The organism is Flavobacterium bizetiae (genome assembly GCF_902804475.1).
Lineage (GTDB): Bacteria > Bacteroidota > Bacteroidia > Flavobacteriales > Flavobacteriaceae > Flavobacterium > Flavobacterium bizetiae.
The window spans coordinates 33,704-47,770 of the sequence record NZ_CADCSU010000108.1; the positions used below are offsets into that span (position 1 = coordinate 33,704).

A 14,067-nucleotide genomic window follows, 5' to 3' on the forward strand; every position below is an offset into this window, starting at 1 on the left:
TTAACCTTTAAAAACTTTTTCTAAAGAAACACCTCTTTGTTTTGCAACAGTATGAGCGCTTCTCATTTGTAATAAAGCATCAAAAGTTGCTTTCACTACGTTATGAGGATTTGATGATCCTTGAGATTTAGATAATACATCGTGAATACCTACTGATTCAAGAACTGAACGAACAGCTCCACCAGCAATAACTCCTGTACCATGAGAAGCAGGAATTAAGAATACACGTGCACCACCAAATTTACCTTTTTGTTCGTGAGGAACAGATTGTCCATTCAAAGGAATTTTTACTAAATTTTTCTTAGCATCTTCTACTGCTTTCGCAATTGCTTCAGAAACGTCTTTAGATTTTCCTAATCCGTGACCAACTACTCCGTTTTCATCACCTACAACTACAATAGCAGAAAAACCGAAAGCTCTACCACCTTTTGTAACTTTAGTAACACGATTAACACTTACCAGACGATCTTTAAGTTCAAGACCACTTGGTTTTACCAATTCTACATTTTTGTATTTAGACATAATATATTAGAATTTAAGTCCAGCCGCTCTTGCGCCTTCTGCTAATGATTTAATACGACCGTGATACAAATATCCACCTCTATCAAAAGTGATGGTTTCGATCCCAGCTTTTAACGCTTTTTCTGCAACTAATTTTCCAACAGCAGCAGCGATTTCAACGTTAGTACCTTTTCCTATTTCTTTTTCTCTTGAAGATGCAGCTAAAATAGTAACTCCATTTACATCATCAATAAGTTGAGCGTAAATTTCTTTGTTACTTCTAAATACAGATAGTCTTGGGTTAGCAGCAGTACCACTAATCGATTTTCTAATTCTGAATCTAATTCTCTGTCTTCTATCAGATTTTGTTAATGACATAATCTTATTTTTTAAGCTGATTTACCTGCTTTTCTTCTTAATACTTCACCCACAAATTTAACACCTTTTCCTTTGTACGGCTCAGGCTTACGGAAACCTCTGATTTTCGCAGCAACCTGTCCTAAAAGTTGTTTATCAAATGATGTTAATTTTACGATAGGGTTTTTTCCTTTTTCAGATATTGTTTCTAAAGCTACTTCTGGAGCAATTTCTAAAACAATATTGTGAGAATATCCAAGAGCTAAATCTAACTTTTGACCTTGGTTTGAAGCTCTATAACCAACTCCAACTAATTCAAGTTCTTTTGTAAAACCTTCAGATACACCAACAATCATGTTATTGATTAACGATCTGTATAATCCGTGTTTTGCTCTTTGGTCTTTATGATCAGACGATCTTTCTAATAAAACTTGATCGCCTTCAACTTTTACAGTAATGTCCGAAAACTCCTGAGTTAGTTGACCTTTTTTTCCTTTTACCGTAATGATACCGTCTTTAACTTCTACAGTTACTCCAGCAGCAATTACAATTGGGCTTTTACCTATTCTTGACATCTTATTTAGTCTTTAAAATTAGTATACGTAACAAATTACTTCACCACCTACATTTAATTGTTTCGCTTGTTTTCCAGTCATAAGACCTTTAGAAGTTGAAACAATTGCAATTCCTAATCCGTTAAGGATTCTTGGTAATTTGGCAGCACCTGCGTATTTACGTAAACCAGGTTTACTAATTCTTTGGATATCTTTAATTACAGGCTCTTTAGTATCTTTATCGTACTTCAAAGCAATTTTGATTGAACCCTGAACAGAGTTGTCCTCAAATTTGTAACTCAAGATATAACCTTGATCAAATAAGATCTTAGTTATTTCTTTTTTTAGATTAGAAGCTGGAATTTCAACAACTTTGTGGTTTGCAGCCACAGCGTTACGAACTCTAGTCAAATAATCTGCAATAGGATCTGTATACATATGTATTTGATTGCGATTATGGTTTTCGGGAGGCACCCGCCTCCCGAACCTTTAATCAATTAAAATTATTTTTTGGTTTGCAAAAGTAATAACTTATTGCGAGATTACCAAGACGCCTTTTTAACTCCAGGAATTAACCCATTATTAGCCATCTCACGGAAAGTTACACGTGAAATACCAAATTGACGGATATAACCTCTTGGTCTACCTGTTAATTTACAACGATTGTGTAAACGAACTGGTGAAGCATTTTTAGGTAATTTTTGTAAGCCTTCATAATCTCCAGCTTCTAATAAAGCTTTTCTTTTTTCAGCGTACTTAGCTACCGTTTTCTCTCTTTTCACCTCACGGGCTTTCATTGATTCTTTAGCCATGTCTTAATTCTTTTTAAAAGGTAATCCTAATTCAGCCAATAATGACTTTGCTTCCTTGTCTGTTTTTGCAGTAGTAACAAATGTAATATCCATTCCTGAAATTTTGTTTACTTTGTCAATATCAATTTCCGGGAAAATGATTTGCTCCAAAACTCCAAGGTTGTAATTACCTCTTCCGTCAAAACCAGTAGCTTTGATACCACTAAAATCTCTAACGCGTGGTAAAGCAGAAGTAATAAGTCTATCTAAAAACTCATACATTCTCTCTCCACGTAAAGTAACTTTTGCTCCAATAGGCATACCTTTTCTCAATTTGAATGACGCAACGTCTTTCTTTGAAATTGTAGATACTGCTTTTTGTCCAGTGATCTTTGTTAACTCATCAACTGCATAGTCAATAAGTTTTTTATCAGATACAGCTGCACCAACTCCACGGCTCAAAACGATTTTTTCAAGTTTTGGAACTTGCATCACGTTTGTATATCCGAATTCTTCTTTAAGAGCAGAGATTACTCTACTCTTATATTCTTCTTTTAGTCTAGGTGTATATGCCATTACTATAGTACTTGATTAGATTTTTTTGAAAATCTTACTTTCTTATCTCCTTCTACTCTAATACCAACTCTAGTTGTTTCCTTAGTTTTAGGATCAATTAGTGAAATGTTAGATATTTGTATAGAAGCTTCTTTCTTAACGATACCACCTTGAGGGTTTTTAGCACTTGGTTTTGTATGTTTCGAAACCATGTTTACACCTTCAACTATCGCTTTATTTTTCTCACGGTAAACACGTAAAACTTTACCTTCAGCACCTTTATGGTCTCCAGCAATAACTCTTACGATATCTCCTGATTTTATTTTTAGCTTTATCATCTTAAAACGAATTAAAGCACTTCTGGTGCTAATGATACAATTTTCATGAATTGTTTTTCACGAAGTTCTCTTGCTACCGGACCAAAAACACGAGTTCCTCTCATTTCCCCTGCAGCGTTCAAAAGAACACATGCATTATCATCGAAACGGATATAAGAACCATCAGCTCTTCTCACTTCTTTTTTGGTACGTACAACAACTGCAGTTGAAACAGCTCCTTTTTTAACGTTACCGTTAGGAGTTGCATCTTTAATAGATACTACAATCTTGTCACCAACAGAGGCATACCTTCTTTTGGTACCTCCTAAAACACGGATAGTTAAAACTTCTTTTGCTCCCGTGTTATCTGCTACTTTTAGTCTTGATTCCTGTTGTACCATAATTATTTAGCTCTTTCTAAGATTTCAACTAATCTCCAACATTTTGTTTTACTTAAAGGACGCGTTTCGCTAATTCTTACAGTATCTCCAATGTTACAGTCGTTTGTTTCGTCGTGTGCAACGTATTTCTTTGTTTTCAACACGAACTTACCGTATAATGGGTGTTTTACTTTTCTTACTTCAGCAATAACAATAGACTTATCCATTTTATTTGAAGTAACAACACCTATTCTTTCTTTTCTTAAATTTCTTTTTTCTTCCATCTTTCAGCAGAATACAATTATTGTAACTCTCTTTTAGTTAACTCTGTAGCCAATCTTGCAACTGTTCTTCTTACACTTCTAATTTGAAGTGGGTTCTCAATTGGAGAAATAGCGTGAGCCATTTTTAGGTCAGCATATATTTTCTTAGTTTGACTAAGTTTTTCTTGCAACTCCGCTGCAGAAAGATCTTTTATTTCTGATTGTTTCATAATATAAATTTAATTATGCTTCGAAATCTCTAGCAACGACGAATTTAGTTTTTACTGGAAGCTTTTGAGCTGCAAGACGTAACGCCTCTTTTGCAACTGATAAAGGAACTCCTCCAACTTCAAACATAATTCTTCCGGGTTTAACAACGGCAGCCCAATATTCAACGGCACCTTTACCTTTACCCATACGTACCTCAAGAGGCTTCTTAGTAATTGGTTTGTCTGGAAATATTTTGATCCATAATTGTCCTTCTCTCTTCATGAAACGAGTTGCAGCAATACGCGCAGCTTCGATTTGACGAGAAGTTAAGAACATTCCATCTTCATGTACAGATTTAATACCAAACATTCCATTAGAAAGTTCATGCCCTCTTTGAGAGTTACCTTTCATTTTACCCTTTTGTACCTTACGGTATTTTGTTCTTTTAGGCTGTAACATTTTTCTTTAGTTTAAAAATTTACTTTCTTTTACGAGCGTCTGGTTTTCCACCTTTATTAAAGTTAGATTTACCTCTAGGGGCATCTCCACCTTTACCACCACCAGTTCCAGATTGTTTTTTATCCATTCCTGCAAGTGGAGAAAGATCTCTCTTTCCATAAACTTCACCTTTCATGATCCATACTTTGATACCCATTCTACCGTAAGTAGTGTGAGCTTCAGCCAAAGCATAATCAATATCAGCTCTGAAAGTTGATAGAGGAATTCTACCTTCTTTGAAACCTTCTGAACGTGCCATTTCAGCACCATTCAAACGACCAGAAATCAAAACTTTAATACCTTCTGCATTCATACGCATAGAAGCTGCAATAGCCATCTTAATTGCACGTCTGTAAGAGATACGGCTTTCGATTTGACGAGCGATGCTTGTCGCCACAAGATAAGCATCTAACTCAGGTCTTTTAATTTCAAAGATATTGATTTGAACCTCTTTGTCAGTAACTTTCTTAAGTTCTTCTTTTAACTTGTCTACCTCTTGTCCACCTTTTCCGATAATGATACCAGGTCTAGCAGTAGTGATAGTAACGGTTACAAGTTTCAAAGTTCTCTCGATGATTACTTTAGATACACTAGCTTTTGATAAACGAGCGTGGATATACTTTCTGATTTTGTGATCTTCGGCAAGTTTATCACCGTAATCATTTCCACCATACCAGTTTGAGTCCCACCCTCTGATGATACCAAGTCTATTTCCAATTGGATTTGTCTTTTGTCCCATGCTGCTTAAGAATTGCTTTGTGTGTTATTGATAGCTCCAAGCACGATTGTTACGTGATTAGAACGTTTTCTTATTCTGTGTGCACGACCTTGTGGAGCTGGACGAAGTCTTTTTAACATCATTCCACCATCTACTCTGATCTCCTTAACAAATAATCCAGCTTCTTCTAAATTACCTTCACTATTTTTTTGCTCCCAGTTATTGATTGCAGATAATAATAGTTTCTCTAATTTTCTTGAAGCCTCTTTAGAACTAAATCTTAAGATGTTAAGTGCTCTTTCTACCTTCTGACCTCTTACCAAGTCCGCTACTAAGCGCATTTTTCTAGGTGAAGTAGGGCAGTTATTCAATTTTGCGAAAGCAATAGACTTATTAGCCTCTTTTCTCGCATCTGCTGTTTCTCTTTTACGAACTCCCATTGCTTCTTATTTTTTACCTTTATTTTTTGCTCCAGCATGACCTCTAAAAGATCTAGTTGGTGAAAATTCTCCTAATTTGTGACCTACCATGTTTTCTGTTACGTAAACTGGTACAAATTGACGACCGTTATGAACTGCGATAGTTTGTCCAACGAAATCTGGAGTAATCATAGAAGCTCTAGACCAAGTCTTTACTACACTATTTTTACCACTTTCTACGTTTTCCTGAACTTTCTTGTCTAACTTATAATGAACGAAAGGTCCTTTTTTTAATGAACGTGCCATATCTTATTATTTCTTTCTACGTTCTACGATATACTTGTTACTCGGGTTTTTCTTAGAACGAGTTCTATAACCTTTTGCTGGTATTCCATTTCTTGAACGTGGATGTCCACCAGAAGAACGTCCTTCTCCACCACCCATTGGGTGATCAACAGGGTTCATTGCAACAGGTCTTGTTCTAGGTCTTCTTCCTAACCATCTTGTTCTACCAGCTTTTCCTGATACAACTAATTGGTGGTCTGAATTAGAAACAGCTCCAATTGTAGCCGAACAAGTTAACAAGATTAATCTTGTTTCACCAGATGGCATTTTAATTGTAGCATATTTTCCATCTCTTGCCATTAATTGAGCAAATGTACCAGCTGAACGAGCAATTACTGCTCCCTGACCTGGACGTAACTCAATACAAGAGATTACAGTTCCTAAAGGAATTCTGCTTAAAGGCAATGTATTACCAATTTCAGGTTGAGATTCCGGACCAGAAACTAATTTCTGACCAACTTTCAATCCGTTTTGAGCAATTACATAAGTTTTCTCTCCATCAGCATAAGCTAATAAAGCGATAAATGCAGTACGATTTGGATCGTATTCGATTGATTTCACAGTAGCCGGAATTCCGTCTTTAGTTCTTTTGAAATCAATAATACGATATCTCTGCTTGTGACCACCACCCGTATAACGCATGGTCATCTTTCCTTGACTATTTCTACCTCCAGAGTTTTTTATCGGCGCTATCAAAGAGCGTTCCGGCTTATCAGTTGTAATGGCGTCATAACCATTCACAACTCTAAATCGCTGACCTGGGGTAATAGGTTTTAATTTTCTTACTGACATTTTTCTATCTTAGATATTGTTGTAAAAATCAATTGTTTCTCCTTCTTGTACTTGAACAATCGCTTTCTTAATTGCATTTGTCTTTCCACTGATCAAACCACTTTTAGTGTATTTTGTAGTTCTATCCGGTCTTACGTTCATCGTGTTAACTGAAACGATAGTTACTCCATAAGCAGCTTCAACAGCTTTCTTAATTTGAACTTTGTTTGCTTTTTTGTCAACAACGAATCCGAAGCGGTTTAAAACTTCACTTTCTTTGGTTACTTTTTCTGTTACTATAGGTCTAATTATGATGCTCATATTCCTATTATTTACTTAAATTTTCTTCAATTAACTCCAAAGAACCTTCTAAAAGCACTAAATTATTAGTGTTTAAAATAGCGTAAGTACTTAATTCTGAACTAGTTACGACATTTGAAGCCTTTAAATTGCGTGACGACAAATATACATTTTTATTCGACTCACCCAACACAAATAGAGATTTTTTATTATCTAACCCTAAAGCTTTCAAAACGTTAATGAAATTTTTAGTGTTTGGAGTTTCAAAATTAAAGTCCTCAAGAACGATAATATTTGACTCTTTTGCTTTGATTGAGAAAGCTGATTTTCTTGCCAATCTTTTCAAGCTTTTATTCAATTTAAATGAATAACTTCTTGGTCTTGGTCCGAAAATTGTTCCACCACCTTTAAACAATGGATTCTTAATACTTCCCGCACGAGCAGTACCTGTTCCTTTTTGTTTCTTAATCTTACGTGTACTTCCTGTCACTTCAGCTCTTTCTTTAGCCTTGTGAGTTCCTTGTCTTTGATTAGCAAGATATTGCTTAACATCAAGGTATACAGCGTGATTGTTTGGTTCAATTGCGAATACTGAATCAGAAAGTTGAACTTTTCTACCAGTATCTTTTCCGTTGAAATCTAATACTTTTACTTCCATTACTTCTGAATGATTACATAAGAGTTTTTATGTCCAGGAACACATCCTTTAATAACAAGCAGGTTCTTTTCAGCAACTACTTTTAAAACTCTAAGGTTTTGAACTTTTACATTGTCTCCTCCCATTCTTCCAGCCATACGCATTCCTTTGAATACTCTAGATGGATAAGAAGAAGCTCCCACAGAACCTGGCGCTCTTAAACGGTTGTGTTGACCGTGAGTTGCCTGTCCAACACCACCAAATCCGTGACGTTTAACAACTCCTTGAAAACCTTTACCTTTAGACACACCTTGCACATCTACAAATTCTCCTTCAGCAAAAATAGAAACATCAATAAGATCCCCTAATTTTTGTTCAGTTGCAAAATCTTGAAATTCAACGACTTTTTTCTTAGCAACAGTTCCAGCTTTTTTAAAGTGACCTAAAGCCGCTTTAGTGGAATGTTTCTCGTTTTTGTCATCGAAACCAAGTTGCAACGCTTCGTACCCGTCAACACCTTTGGTTCTGACTTGGGTAACAACACACGGCCCAGCCTCGATTACTGTACAAGGAATGTTTTTCCCGTTTTCGTCGAAAATACTAGTCATGCCGATTTTTTTACCAATTAACCCAGACATAAATATTAATTATTAATTACTAAAATTCCCTTCAATTTGAAAATAACAGAAATTTCCAAACAGGGAGTGCAAAAGTATACATTAAAATTGAATATACCAAACAGTTCTAAAAATTAAATAGCTCATTATCAAAATCAAAGAACCAATTCTACATGCATAAGCATTCTTTTTCTTCAAAAAAATAATTTTCCATCTTCATAACTTAGAAGAAACATTCTCTTGATATTTACATAATTTGATAAAGAAAAAATCCTGCAACAGCCTAAAACAAAGACATTTCAATCAAAACACAAACAATTAACCATAGTCAATATTTCAGAAAAAACAACAAGAAAAAATTTTTTCGCATAAAAAAAGCGAAACATTTCTGTCTCGCTTTTTTTTTATAAAATACAATAAAAAATTATACTTTTATCTCTACTTCAACTCCACTTGGCAATTCAAGTTTCATTAATGCATCAATAGTTTTAGATGAAGATGAATAAATATCAATCAATCTCTTGTATGACATTACTTCAAATTGCTCTCTCGCTTTTTTGTTAACGTGCGGAGAACGCAACACAGTGAAAAGTTTTTTGTGAGTTGGCAACGGAATTGGACCTGTTACAACTGCTCCAGTAGTTTTTACTGTTTTTACGATCTTTTCAGCAGACTTATCTACCAACATGTGATCGTAAGATTTTAGTTTTATTCTGATTTTTTGACTCATTTTCTTAAGAATTAAGCGTTACCTTTTGCTTTTTTAATTACCGCTTCTGAAATATTAGAAGGCGTTTCTGCATAGTGAGAAAACTCCATTGTTGAAGTAGCTCTACCAGAAGACAATGTTCTTAATGTTGTTACATATCCAAACATTTCTGATAATGGCACATCAGCTTTAATAGTTTTAGCACCATTTCTGTCACCCATGTCATTAACCTGACCTCTACGACGGTTGATATCACCTACGATATCTCCCATGTTTTCTTCAGGAGTAATAACTTCCATTTTCATGATAGGCTCAAGAATAACCGCTCCAGCAGCTTTAGCAACTTCTCTATAACCCATTCTAGCAGCTAACTCAAAAGAAAGAGCATCTGAATCGACAGGGTGGAAAGATCCGTCTGTTAAAGTTACTTTCAAACTATCAACTTGGTATCCTGCTAAAGGACCAGTTTTCATAGCTTCACGGAAACCTTTCTCTACAGATGGAATATATTCCTTAGGAACGTTACCACCTTTTACAGCATTAATAAATTGCAATCCTACAGGAACTTTACCATCAACTTCATCAGCTGGCTCAAGTGTAAATACGATATCACCGAATTTACCACGACCTCCTGATTGTTTTTTGTATGTTTCTCTGTGCGTAGCACTTCTTGTAAACGCTTCTTTATATTCAACTTGAGGCTCACCTTGGTTCACTTCAACTTTAAATTCACGCTTCATACGATCAATCAAGATATCCAAGTGAAGCTCACCCATACCTGAAATAATAGTTTGCCCAGAAGCCTCATCTGTTCTAACAGTAAACGTTGGATCCTCTTCAGCTAATTTAGCTAAAGCCATACCCATTTTATCTACGTCAGCCTTAGTTTTAGGCTCAATAGCAATACCAATTACCGGTGCAGGGAATTTCATTGACTCAAGAATAATTGGGTGCTTTTCATCACACATTGTATCTCCAGTCTTGATATCTTTAAATCCAACTGCCGCTCCAATATCTCCTGCCTCGATATACTCGATTGGGTTTTGCTTGTTAGCGTGCATTTGGTAGATACGAGAAATTCTTTCTTTGTTTCCAGAACGAGTGTTCAAAATATATGAACCAGCATCCAAACGACCTGAATAAGCACGGAAGAAAGCTAAACGACCAACATAAGGGTCAGTAGCAATTTTAAATGCTAAAGCAGCGAATGGCTCTTTTACATCTGGACGACGAAGAATTTTTGTTTGATCTTCTTCTAACAATTCAACATCATCAGGATGAATTCCTTCGATACCTTCTTTATCCATTGGAGACGGAAGATACTTACAAACAGCATCTAACATAAATTGAACTCCTTTGTTCTTGAAAGAAGAACCAGCAAGCATAGGAATGATTGCCATATCAATTGTAGCAGCTCTTAATGCTTTATTGATCTCATCTTCTGTAATAGAGTTTTCATCTTCCATGAATTTCTCTAAAAGATTCTCATCATAATCAGCAACCGCTTCAATAAGAATAGATCTATATTCTTTTACCTCTGCAAGCATATCCTCAGGGATAGGCACAATATCAAAAGTAGCCCCTTGCGTTTCATCATGCCAGATAATAGCTTGATTTTTCACTAAGTCAACTACACCTTTGAAATCATTCTCTTCACCAATTGGTAAAGTGATCGCAACTGCATTAGATTTCAACATATCTCTAACTTGTTGACATACATTCAAAAAGTTAGAACCTTGTCTATCCATTTTATTTACAAATCCCATACGAGGAACTCTATATTGATCAGCAAGTCTCCAGTTAGTTTCAGATTGTGGCTCAACACCATCAACTGCACTAAACAAGAAAACCAAACCATCAAGTACACGTAAAGAACGGTTTACCTCTACAGTAAAGTCAACGTGTCCAGGAGTATCAATAATATTAAAATGGTAAGGCAATGTCTCAGGCAAAACTTTACCTTGCTCAGTAGGAAAATTCCACTCACAAGTTGTTGCAGCAGAAGTAATTGTAATACCTCTTTCTGCCTCTTGCTCCATCCAGTCCATTGTAGAAGCACCATTATGTACTTCACCAATTTTATGAGTTTTACCAGTATAAAAAAGGATACGCTCAGTTGTTGTTGTTTTACCAGCATCAATATGAGCAGCAATTCCTATATTTCTTGTATATTTTAAATCTCTAGCCATTTCTTACGAATTAAAATCTAAAGTGAGAGAAAGCTTTATTAGCTTCTGCCATCTTGTGAGTATCCATTCTTTTCTTAACCGCAGCACCTTCTTCTTTAGCAGCAGCTAAACACTCTGATGCTAAACGTTGTGCCATAGATTTTTCATTTCTTCTTCTAGAATAAAGTATTAACCACTTCATTGCCATAGAAATTTTTCTGTCTGGTCTAATTTGCATTGGAATTTGAAATGTAGCTCCACCAACTCTACGGCTACGTACTTCTACGTGAGGCATAACGTTTGTTAAAGCATCTTTCCAAATTTCTAATGAAGATTTTTCTGAATCCTGCTTTTTAGACTCAATGATGTCAATTGCATCATAAAATACTTTGAAAGCTGTAGATTTCTTACCATCCCACATTAAGTTGTTCACAAAACGTGTTACCAATTGGTCGTTAAACCTCGGATCTGGTAAAAGTGGTCTTTTCTTTGCCGCTCTTTTTCTCATGTCTTTTTTTTAATAAAAAGTTATAGGTCATCCGTTAAATGTTATGTGTCATCCACTTTAGCTTACACCAAATTTCAAACCCTTAACTCCTAACCTCCAACTTTAACGTTTTAAATTACTTTTTTGCTTCTTTTGGGCGTTTAGCACCGTACTTAGATCTTCTTTGCGTTCTTCCTGCAACTCCTGACGTGTCAAGCGCTCCACGAACGATATGATATCTAACACCTGGTAAATCTTTTACCCTTCCACCTCTAACTAATACTATCGAGTGCTCTTGTAAATTGTGTCCTTCTCCAGGGATGTAAGCATTCACCTCATTACCATTTGTCAAACGTACACGCGCAACTTTACGCATTGCAGAGTTTGGTTTTTTTGGTGTAGTAGTGTAAACACGCGTACAAACCCCTCTTCTTTGAGGACAAGAATCTAAAGCAACCGATTTACTCTTCTTAGTTATCTGAGTTCTTCCTGTTCTTACTAATTGTTGAATTGTTGGCATAATTAATACTAAAAATTTATTATGTATATTAAATTCCCGCTTTTTACGGGGTTGCAAATGTATAAAATATTTTTCAGTATACAAACGTTAATTCATTAATTTTCAATAACATTATTTAAGCTTATGATTTTACAAACAAACAATTGATATTTGCAATACTTTTAAAAACCAAACAATTAGATTTGAAACACCTTATATACATAATTATTTTCTGCCTCAGCATATCTGCTTATAGCCAAAATTATTACCTAAAAATAACTGGCTCAAGTAAAAGCGAAAACCAAATAATCGACTCTATTAATTACAACACCAAACATCCCAATATTAAATCATTAAATAAAGAAATAACGATTATCTCGGAAAAGCTAACAAAAATCGGCTTTTTAGACAACAAACCCTTAGAGACTACACAGGAAAATGACAGCACCTATACATCAAAAATAGAACTAAAAAATCGCATTAAAGAGATACATATATATATAGGTATAAATAATTCATTTTTTAACTCAACCCAAGTAAAAAACGACTCCTTAATTCTACCTTATTATGAAATAGAAAATTTCTTAAATCAAAAGATAATTGAGGCTGAAAAAAAAGGTTTTGCATTGAGTAAAATAAAATTTGAGAACATCAAAAGAAAGAATTCAATAATTTATACTAACTTAAATTTTAAATCCGAAAAAAAACGCACCGTAAATTCAATTATTCTAAGTCAAATAAACCCTGAAGAGAAAAATTTTTTCCCAAAAGGCCACCTAAAACAGCTCAACAAAAAATACCTCAATAAAACTTTTAATCAGGAAACTGTAAAAAAACTTTACAACGACATAAACAGTTTTGAATTTATCACACAAACGAAGTATCCGCAAATATTATTTACAAATAACTCCACTAAAATATACGCTTACGCAGAAAAAAGGAGCGCAAATACTTTTGACGGCTACATAGGTTTTTCAAATGACGAAAACAAAAAAACAACACTTAACGGATACCTTGACTTGGCACTGCTAAACACTCTTAATGCCGGCGAGCAATTTTCATTGTATTGGAAAAGCGATGGAAACCAGCAAAAAACTTTTAATACCAAAATAGAAATTCCATACATCTTCAACTCATCACTAGGGATCAAGGCACAGCTAAACATTTTTAAACAAGACAGCACTTTTCAAAATACCAAAACAGCAATTGATCTCGGATACTATTTAAATTACAATTCTAAAATATACCTAGGCTACCAATCAACGGAATCAAGCGACATTCAGAACACCAATAATTCAACCATTAGCGATTATAAAAACTCCTATATCACTTCATCCCTTGAATATAAAAAAATCGACTACTCTAACAACCTTTTACCTAAAAAAGCTTATGTCAATTTTATACTTGGATACGGGAAAAGAAACACAAACAACACACCAGAAACTGCCGATTCAAGCCCACAAGCTTATGTAAATGCTAATTTTTCATATAATTTCGAATTAAACAAAAAAAACTACATAAATATAAACACACAGAACTACTATTTAAAAAGCAAAAACTATATCACAAATGAGTTATTTAGATTTGGCGGCATTAATTCTATAAGAGGTTTTTCAGAAAACAGCCTTCAGGCCAATTTCACTTCTATGCTTCTCACAGAATATAGATACCTTATTTCGAAAAATCTATACATTAATTCAATTCTTGATTATGCAATTTATCAAGATTTAACAAATAGTCAAAATCCTGATAAAATTAAAAATTTAACAGGAATTGGAATCGGCACAAACATCCAAACAACTACCGGTCTACTACGCATTAATCTCACTAATGGCGGGGCAAAGCTTAAAGAAATTCAATTATTTAACACTATTGTTAATATATGTTACAATGTTAAATTTTAAGTTTTATCAGAAATTCGTTAACATAACGTTAGGATTATTAACAAATTATTATGAATATTGCTGAACT

At 34.7% G+C, this 14,067-nt stretch carries 23 protein-coding genes; 1 reads left to right on the forward strand and 22 read right to left on the reverse strand.

Annotation, left to right across the window (positions count from 1 at the left end; genetic code table 11):
* The 22 genes from rpsE to rpsL form a co-directional block, all read right to left on the reverse strand.
* Nucleotides 1–525 (reverse strand): 30S ribosomal protein S5, encoded by a 525-nt coding sequence (rpsE, locus tag FLACOL7796_RS15025; protein ID WP_085950926.1) that lies wholly within the window; start codon nucleotides 523–525, stop codon nucleotides 1–3.
* 3 nt (nucleotides 526–528) lie between these two features.
* The gene (gene rplR / locus FLACOL7796_RS15030; RefSeq protein ID WP_068843789.1) at nucleotides 529–879 is read right to left on the reverse strand and encodes a 50S ribosomal protein L18; all 351 of its coding nucleotides are present in this window, start codon (nucleotides 877–879) and stop codon (nucleotides 529–531) included.
* 11 nt (nucleotides 880–890) lie between these two features.
* Nucleotides 891–1,433 (reverse strand): 50S ribosomal protein L6, encoded by a 543-nt coding sequence (rplF, locus tag FLACOL7796_RS15035; protein WP_121328839.1) that lies wholly within the window; start codon nucleotides 1,431–1,433, stop codon nucleotides 891–893.
* An 18-nt stretch (nucleotides 1,434–1,451) separates the two neighbouring features.
* Nucleotides 1,452–1,850, reverse strand: a complete 399-nt coding sequence (gene rpsH, locus FLACOL7796_RS15040) for a 30S ribosomal protein S8 (protein WP_017495014.1) — start codon at nucleotides 1,848–1,850, stop codon at nucleotides 1,452–1,454.
* A gap of 104 nt (nucleotides 1,851–1,954) precedes the next feature.
* Nucleotides 1,955–2,224 carry a 30S ribosomal protein S14 gene (rpsN, locus tag FLACOL7796_RS15045; RefSeq protein WP_031456037.1) on the reverse strand — a complete coding sequence of 90 codons (270 nt, stop codon included), beginning with the start codon at nucleotides 2,222–2,224 and terminating at the stop codon, nucleotides 1,955–1,957.
* Nucleotides 2,225–2,227: 3 nt separating this feature from the next.
* Nucleotides 2,228–2,779 (reverse strand): 50S ribosomal protein L5, encoded by a 552-nt coding sequence (gene rplE, locus FLACOL7796_RS15050; RefSeq protein ID WP_017495015.1) that lies wholly within the window; start codon nucleotides 2,777–2,779, stop codon nucleotides 2,228–2,230.
* Between the two features lie 2 nt (nucleotides 2,780–2,781).
* Nucleotides 2,782–3,096, reverse strand: coding sequence for a 50S ribosomal protein L24 (gene rplX / locus FLACOL7796_RS15055; RefSeq protein WP_007803650.1), 315 nt, complete (start codon nucleotides 3,094–3,096; stop codon nucleotides 2,782–2,784).
* A gap of 11 nt (nucleotides 3,097–3,107) precedes the next feature.
* Nucleotides 3,108–3,476, reverse strand: coding sequence for a 50S ribosomal protein L14 (gene rplN, locus FLACOL7796_RS15060; RefSeq protein WP_007803649.1), 369 nt, complete (start codon nucleotides 3,474–3,476; stop codon nucleotides 3,108–3,110).
* 2 nt (nucleotides 3,477–3,478) lie between these two features.
* Nucleotides 3,479–3,739 (reverse strand): 30S ribosomal protein S17, encoded by a 261-nt coding sequence (gene rpsQ, locus FLACOL7796_RS15065; protein ID WP_007803646.1) that lies wholly within the window; start codon nucleotides 3,737–3,739, stop codon nucleotides 3,479–3,481.
* 17 nt (nucleotides 3,740–3,756) lie between these two features.
* On the reverse strand, nucleotides 3,757–3,948 hold the full coding sequence (gene rpmC, locus FLACOL7796_RS15070) for a 50S ribosomal protein L29 (RefSeq protein WP_007803639.1): 192 nt from the start codon (nucleotides 3,946–3,948) through the stop codon (nucleotides 3,757–3,759).
* Nucleotides 3,949–3,961: 13 nt separating this feature from the next.
* On the reverse strand, nucleotides 3,962–4,387 hold the full coding sequence (rplP, locus tag FLACOL7796_RS15075; RefSeq protein WP_007803637.1) for a 50S ribosomal protein L16: 426 nt from the start codon (nucleotides 4,385–4,387) through the stop codon (nucleotides 3,962–3,964).
* Nucleotides 4,388–4,406: 19 nt separating this feature from the next.
* Nucleotides 4,407–5,165, reverse strand: a complete 759-nt coding sequence (rpsC, locus tag FLACOL7796_RS15080) for a 30S ribosomal protein S3 (RefSeq protein ID WP_012022487.1) — start codon at nucleotides 5,163–5,165, stop codon at nucleotides 4,407–4,409.
* Between the two features lie 5 nt (nucleotides 5,166–5,170).
* Complete coding sequence (gene rplV / locus FLACOL7796_RS15085; protein WP_007803631.1) at nucleotides 5,171–5,584, reverse strand: 50S ribosomal protein L22; 414 nt, start codon at nucleotides 5,582–5,584, stop codon at nucleotides 5,171–5,173.
* Between the two features lie 6 nt (nucleotides 5,585–5,590).
* Complete coding sequence (gene rpsS, locus FLACOL7796_RS15090; RefSeq protein ID WP_012022488.1) at nucleotides 5,591–5,869, reverse strand: 30S ribosomal protein S19; 279 nt, start codon at nucleotides 5,867–5,869, stop codon at nucleotides 5,591–5,593.
* Between the two features lie 6 nt (nucleotides 5,870–5,875).
* A complete protein-coding gene (rplB, locus tag FLACOL7796_RS15095; RefSeq protein WP_007803623.1) occupies nucleotides 5,876–6,700 on the reverse strand; it encodes a 50S ribosomal protein L2 in 825 nt (274 codons plus the stop codon).
* 9 nt (nucleotides 6,701–6,709) lie between these two features.
* Nucleotides 6,710–7,000 carry a 50S ribosomal protein L23 gene (gene rplW, locus FLACOL7796_RS15100; RefSeq protein ID WP_017495018.1) on the reverse strand — a complete coding sequence of 97 codons (291 nt, stop codon included), beginning with the start codon at nucleotides 6,998–7,000 and terminating at the stop codon, nucleotides 6,710–6,712.
* A 7-nt stretch (nucleotides 7,001–7,007) separates the two neighbouring features.
* A complete protein-coding gene (gene rplD / locus FLACOL7796_RS15105) occupies nucleotides 7,008–7,637 on the reverse strand; it encodes a 50S ribosomal protein L4 (protein ID WP_041516263.1) in 630 nt (209 codons plus the stop codon).
* Entirely contained in the window at nucleotides 7,637–8,254 is a 618-nt protein-coding gene (gene rplC / locus FLACOL7796_RS15110) for a 50S ribosomal protein L3 (RefSeq protein ID WP_007803612.1), read from the reverse strand. The genes rplD and rplC overlap by 1 nt, the downstream gene beginning before the upstream one ends.
* 403 nt (nucleotides 8,255–8,657) lie before the next feature.
* On the reverse strand, nucleotides 8,658–8,963 hold the full coding sequence (gene rpsJ / locus FLACOL7796_RS15115) for a 30S ribosomal protein S10 (RefSeq protein ID WP_007803605.1): 306 nt from the start codon (nucleotides 8,961–8,963) through the stop codon (nucleotides 8,658–8,660).
* Nucleotides 8,964–8,974: 11 nt separating this feature from the next.
* On the reverse strand, nucleotides 8,975–11,131 hold the full coding sequence (fusA, locus tag FLACOL7796_RS15120) for an elongation factor G (RefSeq protein WP_173971573.1): 2,157 nt from the start codon (nucleotides 11,129–11,131) through the stop codon (nucleotides 8,975–8,977).
* Between the two features lie 10 nt (nucleotides 11,132–11,141).
* The gene (gene rpsG, locus FLACOL7796_RS15125) at nucleotides 11,142–11,618 is read right to left on the reverse strand and encodes a 30S ribosomal protein S7 (protein WP_007803600.1); all 477 of its coding nucleotides are present in this window, start codon (nucleotides 11,616–11,618) and stop codon (nucleotides 11,142–11,144) included.
* 115 nt (nucleotides 11,619–11,733) lie between these two features.
* Nucleotides 11,734–12,117 carry a 30S ribosomal protein S12 gene (gene rpsL, locus FLACOL7796_RS15130; RefSeq protein WP_007136570.1) on the reverse strand — a complete coding sequence of 128 codons (384 nt, stop codon included), beginning with the start codon at nucleotides 12,115–12,117 and terminating at the stop codon, nucleotides 11,734–11,736.
* 182 nt (nucleotides 12,118–12,299) lie between these two features.
* Here rpsL and FLACOL7796_RS15135 point away from each other — a divergent pair, with 182 nt between their 5' ends.
* A complete protein-coding gene (locus tag FLACOL7796_RS15135; RefSeq protein ID WP_232067385.1) occupies nucleotides 12,300–14,000 on the forward strand; it encodes a BamA/TamA family outer membrane protein in 1,701 nt (566 codons plus the stop codon).
* Nucleotides 14,001–14,067: the final 67 nt, after the last annotated feature.

Excerpts from the sequence above, each read along its gene's own strand:
- rplW (WP_017495018.1), bottom strand. The coding sequence starts at position 7,000 with ATGAGCATCATAATTAGACCTATAGTAACAGAAAAAGTAACCAAAGAA.
- rpmC (WP_007803639.1), bottom strand. The coding sequence starts at position 3,948 with ATGAAACAATCAGAAATAAAAGATCTTTCTGCAGCGGAGTTGCAAGAA.
- rplX (WP_007803650.1), bottom strand. The coding sequence starts at position 3,096 with ATGATAAAGCTAAAAATAAAATCAGGAGATATCGTAAGAGTTATTGCT.
- rplB (WP_007803623.1), bottom strand. The coding sequence starts at position 6,700 with ATGTCAGTAAGAAAATTAAAACCTATTACCCCAGGTCAGCGATTTAGA.
- rpsC (WP_012022487.1), bottom strand. The coding sequence starts at position 5,165 with ATGGGACAAAAGACAAATCCAATTGGAAATAGACTTGGTATCATCAGA.
- rplR (WP_068843789.1), bottom strand. The coding sequence starts at position 879 with ATGTCATTAACAAAATCTGATAGAAGACAGAGAATTAGATTCAGAATT.
- fusA (WP_173971573.1), bottom strand. The coding sequence starts at position 11,131 with ATGGCTAGAGATTTAAAATATACAAGAAATATAGGAATTGCTGCTCAT.
- rpsS (WP_012022488.1), bottom strand. The coding sequence starts at position 5,869 with ATGGCACGTTCATTAAAAAAAGGACCTTTCGTTCATTATAAGTTAGAC.
- rplF (WP_121328839.1), bottom strand. The coding sequence starts at position 1,433 with ATGTCAAGAATAGGTAAAAGCCCAATTGTAATTGCTGCTGGAGTAACT.
- rpsH (WP_017495014.1), bottom strand. The coding sequence starts at position 1,850 with ATGTATACAGATCCTATTGCAGATTATTTGACTAGAGTTCGTAACGCT.
- rplV (WP_007803631.1), bottom strand. The coding sequence starts at position 5,584 with ATGGGAGTTCGTAAAAGAGAAACAGCAGATGCGAGAAAAGAGGCTAAT.
- rpsN (WP_031456037.1), bottom strand. The coding sequence starts at position 2,224 with ATGGCTAAAGAATCAATGAAAGCCCGTGAGGTGAAAAGAGAGAAAACG.
- rplC (WP_007803612.1), bottom strand. The coding sequence starts at position 8,254 with ATGTCTGGGTTAATTGGTAAAAAAATCGGCATGACTAGTATTTTCGAC.
- rpsL (WP_007136570.1), bottom strand. The coding sequence starts at position 12,117 with ATGCCAACAATTCAACAATTAGTAAGAACAGGAAGAACTCAGATAACT.
- rpsQ (WP_007803646.1), bottom strand. The coding sequence starts at position 3,739 with ATGGAAGAAAAAAGAAATTTAAGAAAAGAAAGAATAGGTGTTGTTACT.
- rpsJ (WP_007803605.1), bottom strand. The coding sequence starts at position 8,963 with ATGAGTCAAAAAATCAGAATAAAACTAAAATCTTACGATCACATGTTG.
- rplD (WP_041516263.1), bottom strand. The coding sequence starts at position 7,637 with ATGGAAGTAAAAGTATTAGATTTCAACGGAAAAGATACTGGTAGAAAA.
- rplN (WP_007803649.1), bottom strand. The coding sequence starts at position 3,476 with ATGGTACAACAGGAATCAAGACTAAAAGTAGCAGATAACACGGGAGCA.
- rplE (WP_017495015.1), bottom strand. The coding sequence starts at position 2,779 with ATGGCATATACACCTAGACTAAAAGAAGAATATAAGAGTAGAGTAATC.
- rplP (WP_007803637.1), bottom strand. The coding sequence starts at position 4,387 with ATGTTACAGCCTAAAAGAACAAAATACCGTAAGGTACAAAAGGGTAAA.
- rpsG (WP_007803600.1), bottom strand. The coding sequence starts at position 11,618 with ATGAGAAAAAGAGCGGCAAAGAAAAGACCACTTTTACCAGATCCGAGG.